Below are 15,156 nucleotides of genomic sequence, written 5' to 3'. Positions count from 1 at the left end.
GATTAAAAAGGTCATTTAAGGCAGCACTATTAATTTTTTGTCTTTTATTTTAAAGTGGACATCTCCCAATTCCAATATTTTTAATGCTTCAGATAATTTGGAGCTTCGCGGTATCTGCCCTTCAAAAAAATCATCACTTATTGCGCCCTCATAACTTACATCAACATCATACCATCTGGAAAACTGCCGCATCAATGATTGCAGGTCAGCATGTTCAAAGCGGAAATAACCATTCTTCCAGGCAACAGCAATTTCAGTATCTACTTGTTGTATATTAATAGCCGCTTTACCGGGTTGAATAGTTGATTGTTGCCCGGGTTTAAGAAACTTGGCGCCGGACTGGTTAAGTTGAGATATCTTTACCGATCCTTCGAGTAAGGTTGTTGTTACAACCGATTCATCTACATAGGCGTTAATGTTGAAATGTGTACCAAGTACTTCTACTATTTGGTTGTTGCTGATTACACGGAACGGTAAATGTTTATTTTTTTTAACTTCGAAATAAGCCTCTCCCGTTATTTTTACTTGCCGCTCATTTTCCCCAAAAGCAAGCGGAAAACTAATGGACGAGCAGGCATTAAGCCAAACATCCGATCCGTCTGGCAGTGTAATTTGATATTGTCCCGCCCTTGGCGTAGTTACCGTATTATATAACATTTTGCCATTGTTTAGGCCAGCTCCTAAAGCTGTATTGTTATAGGCTAACCGCCCATCTTTTGTCTTCTTGACAATAGCGCTTTTTTCTCTGGCCAATATTCCGCTTTGCGCTTGATCAAGGTCGAGTTTTTCGCCGTTTGATAAAGTAAGTATTGCTTTATTACGCCCGGGACTGGCATCGGTTTTTATAAAAGCAATCTTGTGAGCGCTGTATTTTATTGACGGCCTTAAAAATAAATATGCACCGACAGATAAGCAAAGAAGGACAATTGCTGCGGCAGCAACGCGATAAGAAAAAAACGTCGTTTGTGCAGCTGCCCCGTCAGAATTGCTTTTCATTTTCATAACAGACCGAAGCATTCGTTCCTTTAATGCCTCGGGGCTATCACCCAGGAGATCGGGCATACCGGTGTCATCAAAGGATTTATACCAATCATTGAATTCCTTACGTTCGTCTTCTGTAATGCTATCATCCTGCCATTTCCTGGCAAGTTCCCATATGCGTTCCTGGTTTTCCTTTGCAGCCATTAAAGATGTCGTTTTATATATAGACAAAGCAAAGGCACAAATCCCTATGCAGCAAAAAAAAATTGCTGCCTACATGCAGGTATTGAATATTACTGTTGCGAGAACAAAAGAAAAATTGAGATAAGGAATAATGAGATATGAAAAAATGTCCCCTTGAGCTTTTTACGGGCCCTTGATAAATGAGCTTCTACTGTTTTTTCGGAAATTGTCAGTTCCTCGGCAATTTGTCGTTGTGAATATCCCTGAACGTACTTTAAGTTGAAAATTTCCCTGCATTTGTCAGGTAAACTGCTTAAAGATACTTGTATGTGTTGTTGAAGGTCAAGTAAGTCCAGCTGGTGAGTTGTACTTTCATCAATTTCTGATGCCCTTTCAGCAATCTCCTGAGAATAAGTCACTCGCCGGGCCTTTTTTGATAACCGGTTAATTACGCCAAACTTTACTGCTGATAAAAAATAATTATCAAATCCCTTTATCAATTCGAACGACCTTCGATTCCGCCAAAGGCTGTAAAATATATCTTGAACGACTTCTTCTGCTTCGCAGGAGTCATTTAATCTGTTTCGTGCCACTATATAAAGCTTACTCCAATAGCGTTCATAAATTTCAACGAATGCAGCCTCATCATCTGACGTTAAAAGATCAGCAAGTTGATGATCATCAAAAGCTCCGTAAATGGACGCCATGGCTTATAAAGTTTTAAACATAAAGTGAATAAAAGAGGTCGCCTTTTATTTCCGGTTTGGCAATAATTACTACGATCTTAATTGCGTTCAATACATCACAAGTGTACTGAAACGAATCATTAAAATCGCCAAAATGAAATTTACTGGTTTCGTTTACAATTGACTCGACGAAAATAGTTATTTATAATTGTTTGCAAAATATATGTTTTGGTTTAACTATAACTGACATCCTCTTTGAGCTTCGTGGATTTCTGTAGTTCTCTGATAAGGTCTGCTCCCGTCGCCAACAAACACATTCGGCGTGTATACTCCACAAGATTCACCTAAAATAGAATTTGAATTTGACACCGTTTTTTCATTCCGGATCCGGGCACTTCCGTAACTTACAGACCTGCCTTGTATATAGAAAAGCCAAACGTAGTTTTAGTGCCTAAATATCATTACGCCGTTTAAAAACCAGTCAGCCGTGTCGAGTCTTAGTTTCAAAGTAATTGTCGCGTTCAGTTTGCGTGATTTAGTTAAAATTATATCGGGGAACCAACTGTACCCGCTGTGTTTCTCATGTAAATTTACATCGGCAAAGTTAAATAAGAAGAGATTTGCGGAGCGATGAAATTGATATATAGCTATTAAAAATTAAATATCAGAAAAGGTTATGCAGTCCGAAAGCTGCAAGTTGATCTACGATTGGCAAAGTATTCAACCCTTTGTCGGTCAGTCGGTATTCAACTCTTGGGGGAACTTCCGCGTACGACTTCTTAGCAACAAATTCATTTGCCACCAAGACGTTCAATTCGTGAATTAGCACCTTCTCACTGATTCCAGGAATACATCTTTTTAACTCGCCGTACCTGATAGTCCTTTCATTTATCTGGAACAGTATTAACAACGTCCATTTGCCACCCAACAATACTAAAGATTTTCTAACCGGGCAGTTTATATCCGACTGCATGATTATTTTTGGAGTTTCTTCCATTTGATTATCAATATATCTAACCTATAGGTAAGTACCTTACCGGTAAGTAAGTACTTGTGCAAAAGTAAGATATCACATTACTTTGCAAAGTAAACATTAAAAAAAATCAAATATTATGATGCCAAAGGAAATAATTTCAGCTTATTTGGAGGCCTTAGGAAAAGGCGATGTAGGCCTTGCCTTTTCATTCTTTAGTCCCAACGCACAATGGCATCAACCAGGATCCCACAAATTTTCAGGAGTAAAATCAGGAATCGAGGCGATCGGAAAAATGCTCGGTGGTATGATGGAAGCAACCCAGGGAACTTTTGAATTGAAGCCATACGGCAATTTAATGGTCAACGGCAATATGGCCGCACTGCCAGTTCGCTTCAGCGGTACAATTGAGGACCGGAACATCGATATGACAGGAATAGACCTTTTTGAAGTAAATAAAGGGAAGATAACAGGTGTATGGTTGTTTTCTGATGACCAGGAGCTGGAAGATAACTTTTGGGGGAAATAATTTTTTCCATGTATTCAATAATGATGGATTTTTAAGATAAAGAACATTCAAAAGGATGCTCTTTATCTTTGAAAAAAACTACGCAGGTATTTCATTGCAGGCTGAGTACCATTCTTTCCAGTCCACGAGACACTTTCTCCTATTTGAATAATTACGGTACTTACAATTATCGATACCTACACTCAGGATTAAATTATCTCAATTCAATAGTATAAGTGTAGCCTTAAACTTCTTCGCCTAACTAGCAAAAAACACACATTAAATCTCTTTTAGTACCTATTTAAATGAAAAAATTACTACTTGTAATCATTGCATTGTTTACGCTGCATTATTTTGCAGATGCACAGAACGTACAATCATCAGCCGTCATCAAAAAGCATGATCAATCAGCTCCCGGCTCCTTAAAATGGCGGGCGGATCACTATATTGTAAATAGAGATTCGGCATTTACTGAACCAAGAGTAGCTATAAAAAAGCTGATGGGAGGCAATAGAAGGTTTGTCGAAAACAAATCCATCCGCCCGAGGCAGGATGCTGAAACCATTAAAAAATTAGGCTTTGGTCAAAAACCTTTTGCAACCATTGTAAGCTGTTCTGATTCACGCGTGCCAAATGAAATTGTATTTGACCAGGGTGTAGGTGATTTATTTATTATCAGAACGGCGGGGCAAGTATCATCGGCAGCCTCTTATGGAAGTATGGAGTATGCGGTAATAAAATTATACACCAGGTTAATTGTTGTTTTAGGACATACTGAGTGTGGAGCTGTGGCGGCTGCAGTGCAAAGACCAGAAGATGTTCCCGGCCACATAGTTACTTTAATAAATGAAATTAAACCTGCTGTAGCCAAGATTGCACACATGCCAGGTGATCCAGTGAATAATGCCGTAAGACAAAATGTAATTGATCAGGTAAATACCCTCAGGAATTTAGATCCTATTTTGCATAAAAAATATTCAAAAGGCGAGATACTGATCGTAGGCGCCGTTTATGATATTCACACCGGAAAAGTAGAATTCTTAAAAGAAACCCTGCACGATCTTCCGGAAAAGAAATCTAAATAAGCCTTACCGACGATGAAAATGAAGTTTAGATTCTTTTTATTGCTAAGTTTTCTTTGGGTGCCTTGTAAACTATCAGCGCAGGAGAGCCATGTCTCGGGCTGGGGGGCATTATTTCAACCCAGCGTTTCTCCGAACGCTGGGAGCATCATTTGATGCTCAATTCAGGTCAGCCGATCAATACGACTATTTGCGTAACATCCTTCTGCGACCATCTGTTAACTATTACTTTGCAAACAATAAAATAGCAGCTTTGGGATATGCCTACGCTGCTAACAATGGCAGAAATGCGGACGGAGCGCCTACTTTTCGGCCAGAGAGCAGGATCTGGGAGCAATTTATTGTTAATCAAAAACTGGGTAAAGCAACCATATTACAACACCGTTTGAGGCTGGAACAGCGTTTTGTTGGTAATACTACCTTGCGAAACGATCAATATTTTGCGCAGCGTTTCCGGTATTTTGCACGTGCGGTTATCTCCCTCAGGCACGATACCCTTTTTACCCAAGGGCCTTTTATCAGCCTCCAAAATGAGGTTTTTATTAATGCTCGGAATAAAAGCAAAGTTAACGGCCGAATTTTTGATCAAAACAGGGCATATGTAGCCATTGGCTACCGGTTAAGCAAAAAAATGGGCATAGAAAAAGGTTATCTCAATCAATACATAAGACATCGAGATTCTTAGGCGATAAATAATGTTTCGCAGTTAGCTTTGTATACTCAATTTTAGCTAACAACACCTATATCGCAGTAATTAGATAATAATGGTACAGTCATTTACCCCACAATCTTCCAGCATGAACTCATTAGCAAACAAGAGCTTACAATGCATCATCAAATAATTTCTAAGATGCAAAGATAAATTTAAACCCTTCAAATATTGCTGATGATAGCAATACAAATAAGACCATAAAAGCAGTTTTTGAATGACTTTTATAACAGGTTTTTAAATGTTTTACTGCTAAAGAAAGCTGATTATCTACAGTTCGTTTAGATACACCCAGGATAGTTGCGATTTCGTCATTGGTTAAATGTTTATTCCTGCTCATCTGAAAAATGAGATTACACCGCTTGGGTAGTTGCTCCAGATATTGATTTAAATCTTGCTCCAATTCTTGTTGCTGGATACGCTCATCACCAGAATTCTGATCAAACAAACAGTCCGCATTTGCGTAGTCAGGAGTGTAAATGACCTGCAATTTTGCAGACCTCATACGATTGTATATTTCATACCTGATAGCTGTAAGCAGGAAGTTACGGAATGAGTGGATCTCCAGGTCTTCCTTTCTATTCCAAATGCTTATAAAAACATCGTGGACAATTTCTTTGCTAACCTCCGGATCCTTCAGATAGCTGTAAGCTAATTTGTACATACTTATCCAATAGCGTTTAAACAGCACGTCAAAAGCCGATTCGCTACCTGTACGAATGAACTCCCATAATTCAAAATCCTCAAGATGCTTTTTAGACATATAATTGGTTGGATAAAATTAATAAAAACTTTACATTTCTTATCTCCTCTTGAACTTTTTAAGCCGGATAAATGCATTAAAAGGGAATTGCTATTTGAAAGTCGTCACTCATATTTTTAGTTACCTTAATGGTACGGGACGTTGTAAGAATATAGCATAATGCGATCAATTATAACCGCAGCATTCACCTCTAAAAAAATAAAATTAAAAGTGTGTGAAATTGGTTGTTAAATCTACACTTAATGATTGTAAGCCACCCAACAATTATCATTTCACGATGACCAAAGAGGAATACCTGTCTTTATACGAAAAGTATTTATCCGGAGCGTGTTCAGCAGAAGAAAAAGCATTGCTGGATAACTACCAGGACAATATGATACTTCCGGATGACCAATGGGATCCAGATCTCGGTAATGAGAAAGCTATATATGCTGATGTTTACAGCAAGTTTAAACGGAGTCAATCAAAAACAAAGATTGGAAGGGCTCCGGTCTTTTTCTGGTTGAAAATCGCCGCGGTTCTCTTTGTCTGTGTTTCTTCGGCATTGTTAATATGGAAATTGCAATACCATTCAAAAAATAATCCGCCTTTAATTGCCAGGCATAACCAGTCAATAATACGCCCCGGCGGCAATAAAGCCTATCTAACTATGGCCGGCGGATCTGTTGTTGTGCTTAACGATATAAAAAATGGGGAAATCGCCACGCAAGCAGGTGTTCAGGTCAGTAAAACCAAAGAAGGATTGCTGGTGTACAAAGACAATAGAACTGCCGGCAATAAAAAACCCGACATTAATGAACCGGATCAAAATACAGTTACTACACCTCGCGGAGGGCAATACCAAATCGTGTTATCCGACGGAACAAAGGTATGGCTGAATGCTGCTACTGCGCTGAAATATCCAACTAGCTTTTCCGGAAAGGATCGAAAAGTTGAGTTATCAGGAGAAGCGTACTTCGAAGTCGCAAAAAATGCAACTAAACCTTTTAAGGTAGTTGTAAATGGCTTAGAAGTGCAGGTACTGGGGACACATTTTAATGTAATGGCTTACGATAACGAAAAAGTGGTCAAAACCACCCTGCTGGAAGGAAAGGTAAGATTATTCAAGAATGGGCACGAGGCAGTTTTAAAACCAGGCGAACAGGGAGTCTTAAATAACCAAAGCTCATTGTTTGAGGTTAAGGATGTAAACGTAGATGATGAAACAGCCTGGAAAAACGGCTTCTTTGCGTTTAACAATGAGAGTATTGAAACCATCATGAGGCAAATATCCAGATGGTATGATGTAGATGTTGCTTTTAGCGAAAAGATGATGAGGAGAAATTTTGGCGGTTCCGTATCCCGTTACGAAAATGTAGGAACCGTGCTGAAAGCACTTGAATTAACAGGATCTGTTCACTTTAATGTTGAAGGAAGGAGGATTACCGTAATGCCATAACTGTACTTTTATCTCCAATTAAAATCATTATATCTTCTAAATAAAAACCGGAAGCGTTGTAGCGCTCCCGGTCAGCATGCCTTTGCGGGCAATTTAAAGGATATATCATGAATTGATCGACTAACCAATTTTAATAAACCCTATTCAAATGTATAAAGATTCTATTGAATTTCCATACAGGTGGAATTCCTGTGCGGTAAATAAATTCCTGTGTGTCATGAAACTTACCATCATCGTATTGATAGCCACCTGTCTGCATGTAAGCGCATCATCGTACGCACAACAAATCAGTATAAATGTAAAAAACACCTCATTACAAAACGTTTTTAAGGACCTGCGCAAGCAGAGCGGGTATAATTTTTTGTATGACAGCGACATGCTGAATGAAACTAAGCCCGTTTCACTTTCTGTTAAGGACATGCCTTTAAAAGATGTTTTAGATGCTTGTTTTAAGGATCAGCCTGTGACTTATGTATTTCTCGATAAGAATACGATAATCATTAAAGAAAGGCAGCCCTCGCCGGCAACAACTAAAAATGAAATTGTCATAACGGGCAGGGTAACAGATAAAAAAGGGCAGCCGGTACCGGGAGTTACCGTCAAACTGAAAGGAACGTCTACTGGTGCTGTAACCAATTCCAACGGTGCCTATTCCATTAAGGTTTTGGGAAATAGCGGCATACTGGTATTTACATCAGTAGGCTATGCTACTAAAGAAGTTCCTATAAATGATCAAAAGAATATTGACGTGGTGCTTGAAGAGATGAATCAGTCTTTAAACGACGTTGTTGTTGTGGGCTATGGTACACAAAAGAAGGTAAACGTCACCGGTTCCGTAGCAACCGCAAGCTCCGCAGATATCGAAAACAGGCCATTCACATCAGGATCGCAGGTGCTCAGCGGCCTGGTTACCGGTGTTCAGATACAACAGGGTGGTGGCCGTCCGGGTGGCGATGCTGCCGGTATTACCATTCGCGGTATCGGTACATTTGGTGCCGGAAGTGCGCCACTTATCCTACAGGATGGTTTAGCTGTTAGCTCGTTAGATGATATTGACCCTGATAATATCAAAAGCGTTTCCATTTTAAAAGATGCCTCTGCCGCTGCTATTTATGGTAGCCGTGCATCTAACGGCGTTGTTTTGGTAGAAACCAAACGTGGGCAGAGTGGAAAAATGGCTATTAATTACAATAATTATTTTGGATGGCAAAACGCTACCGACCTGCCAACATTTGTTAGTTCTGCAACTTATGCGAAATTAACCGGCCAGTCAGACGCAACGGTTGCAAAATACCAGGGTGGAGCAGACCCCGACAATTTTCCAAATGTGTATCACTTAAAGAATCTTTTGAATTCTGGCAACGGATTTCAAACAGATCACAATTTGAGTTTTTCAGGCGGCGATGCGAAAAGCACCTATTTGTTCTCCACAACCTACCGTAACCAGAACGGTATCACGGCAGAAACTAATGCCAAAACCTACAATTTTTTGCTGAATATTGATAGTAAACTGAAAGATAACCTGCTTTTAAAGGTTAATTTATCAGGCTTCTCTAAAAATAATACACAGCCAATTGGTGCCGGTGGCGGCATAAACGGTATTATTGGTTATGCTGCCCGTGAACCAAATACCTACGCTGGTTTAAAATCTGACGGTACGTTTGGTCACCAGGACGCTTTTAGCCCCGAAGGTTGGTTGGCAAGCCCGTCTTTCTCTAAATTTGCAAGCAAAAACTTTTTAGGAAGCGTTAGTTTATCCTGGACAATTGTTCCAGGATTATCCTTGAGTGGCCAGGCCGGTTATCGATACTATAACAATCAATCTCAATCTTTCTATCCAACAGTTCAGTTTGATGCAAATACCTATATCGGGCCTAATAACCTTAACCAGAGTAACGCTGACGGATCTATTGTTACCCTGAACTCCATATTAAAATATGCCCGGTCTTATAAAAAGCACAATTTTTCTATTCTTGCCGGCTATCAGCAGGAAAATGAGGCTAACCAGGGCTTCTCTGCCTCACGGGATAACTTCCCGAATAATTTACTGTACCAACTGGATGTGGGTGCTTCCACAAATCAGCAAAATGGCGGTTCGGGGTCTCAAAATGCCTTGCAATCCTATTTTGGAAGGTTTAATTATGATTTTGCAGGCAAATACCTTGTGGAAGCCAGTTTTAGAAATGACGGATCATCGCGGTTTCCGACATCTAACCGGTTCGCGTTTTTTCCATCGGTTTCAGTAGGTTGGAGAGTATCTGAAGAATCATTTATTAAAGACAATTTCACCTGGATAGATCAGCTTAAATTCCGTGCTTCAACAGGTAGTTTAGGTAACCAGGCAGTACCAAATTATCCTTACCAAAACTTAATATCACTTGGCCAAAACTATACTTTTGGTGGTGTTAGTGCTCCAGGGGCTGCGCTAACAAATCTTTCTAATATAAATATCAAATGGGAAACGACTACTACCAGCGATATTGGTTTGGATTTTGATTTATTTAAAGGCAAACTTAGCGGAACAATAGAACTTTACAATAAGGTAACAACCGGGATCCTATATGTGGTACCGGCTTCCGCTACGCTGGGCTTAAATCCTCCGACAAGTAACGCGGGCTCTATGCGCAATACCGGTTTTGAAGCCAATCTGAAATACAGCGACCATATTGGCCAGGTTAATTTTAGCATAGCGCCTAATTTCTCCTATGCTAAAAGCATTGTAACTAAAATAGCCGGCGATTTACAGCAAAATATAGGAGCCCGCTTATTTGTTGGCCAACCGCTTAATACCATTTACGGCTATGTGGCTGATGGTATCTTTACCAATGCAGCCGACGTTGCCAGCTATCCAACCCAGCCAATTGCCGGCAAACCTGGAGTAATCCGCTTTAAAGACCTCGATGGCGATGGTAAAGTAGATGCCACCAACGATCGCAAAATCATTGCAAATACTAATCCCAAATACTCATTCGGCCTTACATTAAATGCTTCTTACAAAGGGTTTGATGCATCGGCGCTGTTTCAGGGCTTAGCCGGTTTCTCAAGGCAAATAAGCTATTATAATACTTTTGCTTATTACAATGGTGGTAATATACAGCAATGGCAGGTTGATAATGCATGGACTCCTGCCAATCCAAATTCAAATGCCAAATATCCGCAAATTACCAATTTAAGCCAGGGAAGCGAAAACGTACAGTCTTCTACTTTCTTTATCAGGGACGCCAGCTTTGTAAGACTTAAGAATGCACAAATAGGTTACTCATTCAGCAATGGCGTTTTACAAAAGTTACATGTTGCACGCTTAAGACTATTTGTAGGCGGGCAAAACCTGTATACATGGAAAAAATTCTTCCCTGGATTTGATCCGGAAGTGCCACAAGGATATAATGACGGGCCTTCCTACTACCCGCTTACCAAATTATACACCTTTGGTTTAAACCTTAAATTTTAAGCTGTTTTATTAAATCATTAATTCAACACAAATGAAAAATATTAAATTCTGCTTCGGCAGAAGCAAAACATGGTTAATTATAGCAGCAGTTATTGCATGCTCATTTTCAAGCTGTCAGAAAAATCTTTTAGATAAACAGCCCTTATCCGCATTATCAGATGCTTCTTTTTGGAAATCAGCATCAGATGCAAAGCTGGCCCTTGCAGGTGTATATAATTCAGGAGCCGGATATACCGGTTACAATTTCTGGGCAGGTACTTCAATGGTAAACCTCGATCTGATGGCAGGTGATGGCTCGGAAAAAGAATCGATCCCAGACCATTTTACTGACGGCACCCTGAATGCTTCATATGGTTTTGTCGGTTCCTACTATTCTGGGGCCTATAATCAAATTACCAAGTGTAATAATTTTCTGGATCACATAGACGGTGTGACTATGGACGCTACCGCAAAAAACGTAATGATTGGTGAAGTGCGTACGATCAGGGCTTATAATTATTTCAACCTCGCGCTCTATTTCGGCAACATACCGTTGATACAGCATGTACAAACAGTTGAGCAGTCCAACAGCAATACGCAAACTAACCAGGCAGGCGTATATGCCTTTTGCGAGACCGAGTTAAAGGCTGCCGCTGTGCTTATGCCACCCAGTGTTTCAGATTCGCAGCAGGGACACATGACTGCTGCCTCGGCTTTGGCCATACTTGGCCGTTTACAAATGGCAGAGAAAAAATGGACGGACGCTGCTCAAAGTTACCAAACCATCATTAATTTTGGTTACTATGTTATAGATCCAAGATACCGTGAATTATTTTTGAATGCAGGTGAGTTAAGCCATGAAGTCATTATGTCTATGCAGTATATTCAAAACACTTATAGTCATTCCTTACTTCAATATCTAACACCTGAGACTTGGGGAGGATGGCACCAATACTCTCCTTTCAATGAGCTTGTACAGGATTATGAATGTATGGATGGCTCGACGATTGACAAATCTCCATTATATGACAAAAATAACCCTTACAATAATCGCGACCCAAGGTTAGATTTTACTGTCATGATCAACAATCGTACTAAATTCAGGGGTGCTTCTTACTCATCGGATCCGGGGACCAATAAGCCCGATAGGCTTGACGAATACCCGGGTGTGTGGAGCGGATATGCAATTTATAAGTTCCTTGAGGATGATCCCACCCTTGGTAACGTAAGTAACGATGGCAATAACTTCCCTATCATCAGATATGCTGAAGTGCTTTTAGGCTATTTGGAATCGCAATTGGAGTCAGGTGCCCCAATCACGCAGTCGTTATTAGATCAAACTATTAATAAAGTGCGTGGAAGAGCCGCTGTAAAAATGCCGGCCGTAACCACTACAGATAAAGATGCATTGCGTACGATTATAAGAAGAGAGCGCCATATAGAATTTGCGTTTGAAGGCCTTAGATATTATGATTGCTTACGCTGGGGGATAATCGGGTCAGAAAACAACCGTCAATTTACAGGTATGAAACTGACTAATTCACCATCAACTTACACGCAATTCCCGGTAGATGCTAATGGCTTTTATCTGTACAAAAAACGGGCCTTTATTATCGGGAAAAATGAGTTATGGCCAATTCCTCAATCAGAAATTCAGATTAACCCTAATTTAAAGCAGAATCCGGGTTATTAGGTAATAAATTTGGTTTAATTGGTAGCCCTGAGGGCGGCAGCGGATGGAAGTGTGGCCTTTTCAGGGCCACCTTCCTGATGTTGCTTTTTAGGAAAAATCGTATGAAAAGAAGAACTTTAATAAAAGGATTAGCCACGGGATTGTTGTCCGGGTATTGTCTAAATTTCAAGAAAATCATTTTTTCAGATTAAAGAATTTAAATGAATAGCTTTTGTATTTCGTGGAAAATCCACTTTTAAATAACAATAATCAGTAATTAATTATGAGCAGAATTTTAGGAGTTGTTTTATTTATCGTGGTAGCGTCATTTAAACTAAGCGCCCAAAACGTTAAGTGGGAAACAAAAACTACATCAAAAACACAGCTCCCCCCATTTCCGGCCATTCCGGCGCGATTGCCAATTGATAGTGTACCCATGGGAGATTGGAAATCGTTTCCTGAATTTAAATTGGATATTCCTATTGCTGAAGGGCCGTTTGAGCCAAACTGGGAATCGATTGAAAAGAATTATCCAGGCGAACCCGATTGGCTTCGTGAGGCGAAGTTTGGTATATGGGTTCACTTTGGACCGCAAGCGGCAGGTGAAAGCGGCGATTGGTACGCGCGCAGGCTTTATACGCCGGGGACGAAAGCCTATAATAATCACCTCAAGAAATATGGTCACCCTTCCGAAGCTGGATACAAAGAAGTGCTTCGTGATTGGAACCCTATCAAACTTGACCCTGCTAAATTGACTAAGATATATAAAGATGCTGGGGCCCGGTTCCTGGTGATTCAGGGCGTACATCATGACAATTATGATATGTGGAATTCGCGTTATCAGCCATGGAATTCTGTTAATATTGGCCCCAAGCGCGATATAATTGGCGAATGGGCTAAAGCTTGCCGGGCAAATGGTATGCGTTATGGAGTAACTTTCCATCACGAATATACCTGGTGGTGGTGGCAAACAGCGTTTGGGAGCGACAAAGTTGGCGAAAAAAAAGGCATTCCTTACGATGGTAACCTCACCTTAGCCGATGGTAAAGGCAAATGGTGGCAAGGATATGATCCGCGTTTACTTTACGGAATTGACCTGCGCGAATACAAAGGCGTTGAAAAGGAAGCGGCTTCTCCATGGAACCCACCGCCAGCCGGCATTTTCAATAATCATTTGGACTATGCCAAATGGTATGCCACTCGATGGGCATTAAGGATGATGGATGTGGTAGAACATTACGACCCGGATTTTATTTACACCGACGGCACGGTTCAAGGGCCATTTACAGGTAATGGAACAGGCACCGGGTTAAAAGCCGATGCCATGCAAACGGTTATTGCTGATTATTATAACCGTACGCTTAAAAAGCGCGGGGCGGTAAACACATTTAGCATCGTAAAATTCCGCGATAAAACAAATGGCACAGTAAATACCGAGGAATTCGGAATTCCGGCGAATATAAAAACAGATCAACCCTGGATAGCAGAAGCGCCGGTAGGCGACTGGTTTTACGAACCTGGATTTACATATGACTCGGGCATGGTAATCCGTTATATTATAGAGGCCATAGCCCGCGACGGAAACGCGGCAGTATGTATCTCGATTTTGCCCGATGGATCACTGAATAAGGGCAGCCAGCAGCTATTAAAGGAAGTGGGTGTTTGGATGCGCCGTAACGGCGAGGCCGTTTATGGAAGCTATGCGTGGGCCATCCCTGGTGAAGGAGAACAAGTGAATGGCAAGTTGAAGATGCTGCCCCCAGGGGCATTGACACACAGGCAGGCTGAATTTAAATTCGGTCCTCAGGACTTTCGTTTTACCAGGGGTAAAAATGGAGCGTTGTATGCTTTTTGCATGACAGTACCTTTACCCGGAACACGCTTGATGATAAGATCATTAGGAACAGATTCAAAGCATCTTACCAAGGAAATTAAATCTGTGACCCTGTTGGGTTATAACGGTAAACTGCAATGGAAACAGGAAGCTGAAGGGCTGTCTGTCACCTGCCCATCGAACATGGCGTTCTCGACATCCGTTGTGTTCAGGATTGATTAAGCAGTTAATCTTATTAACGACAATAAGGGGACCTTTTTATCCCCTTATTGTCGTAAGTTACAGAAATTCGAATTTAATTTAGAACATCGGATTGTTATTGGCACGCCTGTCTGGCATCTGCATCATAGCATCCCAATGCTCGGCTAATTTTCCATTTTCTAAACGATAAATATCAATAAACCTTGATTCTTTCCCTGCCATTTCATACCGTGAATGAAGGATAACAATATCGCCATCTGCAACAATATGTTTAAACTCAATTTTCTGGTGGGATATGCCTTTAGAGATAAGCATTTTTACAAGAGCCTTTACTCCTTCCGGGCCGTCAGCTATTGTTGGGTTATGTTGTAAGAAATTCTTACTCATATACTCATCAACCGCAGAAGTATCCAGATCCCCAAAAATTCTTTGGTAAGCTGTGCTAGCTATTTTCTTGTTGTCTTCTTCTTGTTTCATAACACTATTTTTATTTTTTAGAGAATGATTTACTTTTTGTGCCTGTACACAAGTTAGATTTACCGCAAAAAACAGTATTGCTGCTATTAGTTTTACTTTCATTTTCTCTTTTCTTAAGTGGTTGTGTAAATGTATGCTGTGAGTTACGTTTACACAAGTACTTACCTGATGGTAAGGTACTTACTGAAACGTTAGAAATATTGAATATCAATGAGATGA

Annotated in this window: 12 protein-coding genes; 7 read left to right on the top strand and 5 right to left on the bottom strand. The window is 40.4% G+C overall.

All coding sequences use genetic code 11. The annotated features are described in order from the left end of the window. Window positions 1-15: 15 nt before the first annotated feature. The 3 genes from AC1DO4_RS11380 to AC1DO4_RS11370 form a co-directional block, all read right to left on the bottom strand. Window positions 16-1,185: a FecR family protein gene (locus tag AC1DO4_RS11380; protein ID WP_188834283.1), complete on the bottom strand. Its 1,170-nt coding sequence runs from the start codon at window positions 1,183-1,185 to the stop codon at window positions 16-18. An 89-nt stretch (window positions 1,186-1,274) separates the two neighbouring features. Next, complete coding sequence (locus AC1DO4_RS11375) at window positions 1,275-1,871, bottom strand: RNA polymerase sigma factor (protein ID WP_188834284.1); 597 nt, start codon at window positions 1,869-1,871, stop codon at window positions 1,275-1,277. A gap of 643 nt (window positions 1,872-2,514) precedes the next feature. After that, window positions 2,515-2,847, bottom strand: a complete 333-nt coding sequence (locus tag AC1DO4_RS11370) for a winged helix-turn-helix transcriptional regulator (RefSeq protein ID WP_229701733.1) — start codon at window positions 2,845-2,847, stop codon at window positions 2,515-2,517. A gap of 115 nt (window positions 2,848-2,962) precedes the next feature. Here AC1DO4_RS11370 and AC1DO4_RS11365 point away from each other — a divergent pair, with 115 nt between their 5' ends. The 3 genes from AC1DO4_RS11365 to AC1DO4_RS11355 all read left to right on the top strand — a co-directional run bounded on the left by AC1DO4_RS11365 (window position 2,963) and on the right by AC1DO4_RS11355 (window position 5,098). Then, window positions 2,963-3,352 (top strand): nuclear transport factor 2 family protein, encoded by a 390-nt coding sequence (locus AC1DO4_RS11365; protein ID WP_188834285.1) that lies wholly within the window; start codon window positions 2,963-2,965, stop codon window positions 3,350-3,352. Between the two features lie 284 nt (window positions 3,353-3,636). Then, complete coding sequence (locus tag AC1DO4_RS11360; RefSeq protein WP_229701735.1) at window positions 3,637-4,416, top strand: carbonic anhydrase; 780 nt, start codon at window positions 3,637-3,639, stop codon at window positions 4,414-4,416. 88 nt (window positions 4,417-4,504) lie between these two features. Continuing rightward, window positions 4,505-5,098, top strand: coding sequence for a DUF2490 domain-containing protein (locus AC1DO4_RS11355; protein ID WP_188834286.1), 594 nt, complete (start codon window positions 4,505-4,507; stop codon window positions 5,096-5,098). Between the two features lie 160 nt (window positions 5,099-5,258). On the opposite strand, the gene AC1DO4_RS11350 is transcribed toward AC1DO4_RS11355, so the two are convergent. Continuing rightward, entirely contained in the window at window positions 5,259-5,885 is a 627-nt protein-coding gene (locus AC1DO4_RS11350) for an RNA polymerase sigma factor (protein WP_188834287.1), read from the bottom strand. Window positions 5,886-6,162: 277 nt separating this feature from the next. Between AC1DO4_RS11350 and AC1DO4_RS11345 the strand changes: the two genes are divergently transcribed. The 4 genes from AC1DO4_RS11345 to AC1DO4_RS11330 all read left to right on the top strand — a co-directional run bounded on the left by AC1DO4_RS11345 (window position 6,163) and on the right by AC1DO4_RS11330 (window position 14,481). Beyond that, complete coding sequence (locus AC1DO4_RS11345; RefSeq protein WP_477402626.1) at window positions 6,163-7,323, top strand: FecR family protein; 1,161 nt, start codon at window positions 6,163-6,165, stop codon at window positions 7,321-7,323. Between the two features lie 217 nt (window positions 7,324-7,540). After that, on the top strand, window positions 7,541-10,774 hold the full coding sequence (locus AC1DO4_RS11340) for a TonB-dependent receptor (RefSeq protein ID WP_477415812.1): 3,234 nt from the start codon (window positions 7,541-7,543) through the stop codon (window positions 10,772-10,774). 31 nt (window positions 10,775-10,805) lie between these two features. Beyond that, window positions 10,806-12,446 carry a RagB/SusD family nutrient uptake outer membrane protein gene (locus AC1DO4_RS11335; RefSeq protein WP_188834290.1) on the top strand — a complete coding sequence of 547 codons (1,641 nt, stop codon included), beginning with the start codon at window positions 10,806-10,808 and terminating at the stop codon, window positions 12,444-12,446. A 262-nt stretch (window positions 12,447-12,708) separates the two neighbouring features. Beyond that, window positions 12,709-14,481 (top strand): alpha-L-fucosidase, encoded by a 1,773-nt coding sequence (locus AC1DO4_RS11330; RefSeq protein WP_188834291.1) that lies wholly within the window; start codon window positions 12,709-12,711, stop codon window positions 14,479-14,481. 78 nt (window positions 14,482-14,559) lie between these two features. Here AC1DO4_RS11330 and AC1DO4_RS11325 read toward each other — a convergent pair whose 3' ends face one another. Continuing rightward, the gene (locus tag AC1DO4_RS11325; RefSeq protein ID WP_188834292.1) at window positions 14,560-15,039 is read right to left on the bottom strand and encodes a nuclear transport factor 2 family protein; all 480 of its coding nucleotides are present in this window, start codon (window positions 15,037-15,039) and stop codon (window positions 14,560-14,562) included. Window positions 15,040-15,156: the final 117 nt, after the last annotated feature.

The sequence above is a fragment of the Mucilaginibacter sp. P5_A6 genome (genome assembly GCF_056400585.1).
The sequence above is the reverse complement of the archived record's forward strand: the minus strand, read 5'-3'. Positions and strand labels throughout refer to the sequence as shown.

Coding starts and splice junctions, on each gene's coding strand:
- AC1DO4_RS11380 (WP_188834283.1), bottom strand. CDS start 1,185: ATGGCTGCAAAGGAAAACCAGGAACGCATATGGGAACTTGCCAGGAAA.
- AC1DO4_RS11375 (WP_188834284.1), bottom strand. CDS start 1,871: ATGGCGTCCATTTACGGAGCTTTTGATGATCATCAACTTGCTGATCTT.
- AC1DO4_RS11370 (WP_229701733.1), bottom strand. CDS start 2,847: ATGGAAGAAACTCCAAAAATAATCATGCAGTCGGATATAAACTGCCCG.
- AC1DO4_RS11365 (WP_188834285.1), top strand. CDS start 2,963: ATGATGCCAAAGGAAATAATTTCAGCTTATTTGGAGGCCTTAGGAAAA.
- AC1DO4_RS11360 (WP_229701735.1), top strand. CDS start 3,637: ATGAAAAAATTACTACTTGTAATCATTGCATTGTTTACGCTGCATTAT.
- AC1DO4_RS11355 (WP_188834286.1), top strand. CDS start 4,505: ATGTCTCGGGCTGGGGGGCATTATTTCAACCCAGCGTTTCTCCGAACG.
- AC1DO4_RS11350 (WP_188834287.1), bottom strand. CDS start 5,885: ATGTCTAAAAAGCATCTTGAGGATTTTGAATTATGGGAGTTCATTCGT.
- AC1DO4_RS11345 (WP_477402626.1), top strand. CDS start 6,163: ATGACCAAAGAGGAATACCTGTCTTTATACGAAAAGTATTTATCCGGA.
- AC1DO4_RS11340 (WP_477415812.1), top strand. CDS start 7,541: ATGAAACTTACCATCATCGTATTGATAGCCACCTGTCTGCATGTAAGC.
- AC1DO4_RS11335 (WP_188834290.1), top strand. CDS start 10,806: ATGAAAAATATTAAATTCTGCTTCGGCAGAAGCAAAACATGGTTAATT.
- AC1DO4_RS11330 (WP_188834291.1), top strand. CDS start 12,709: ATGAGCAGAATTTTAGGAGTTGTTTTATTTATCGTGGTAGCGTCATTT.
- AC1DO4_RS11325 (WP_188834292.1), bottom strand. CDS start 15,039: ATGAAAGTAAAACTAATAGCAGCAATACTGTTTTTTGCGGTAAATCTA.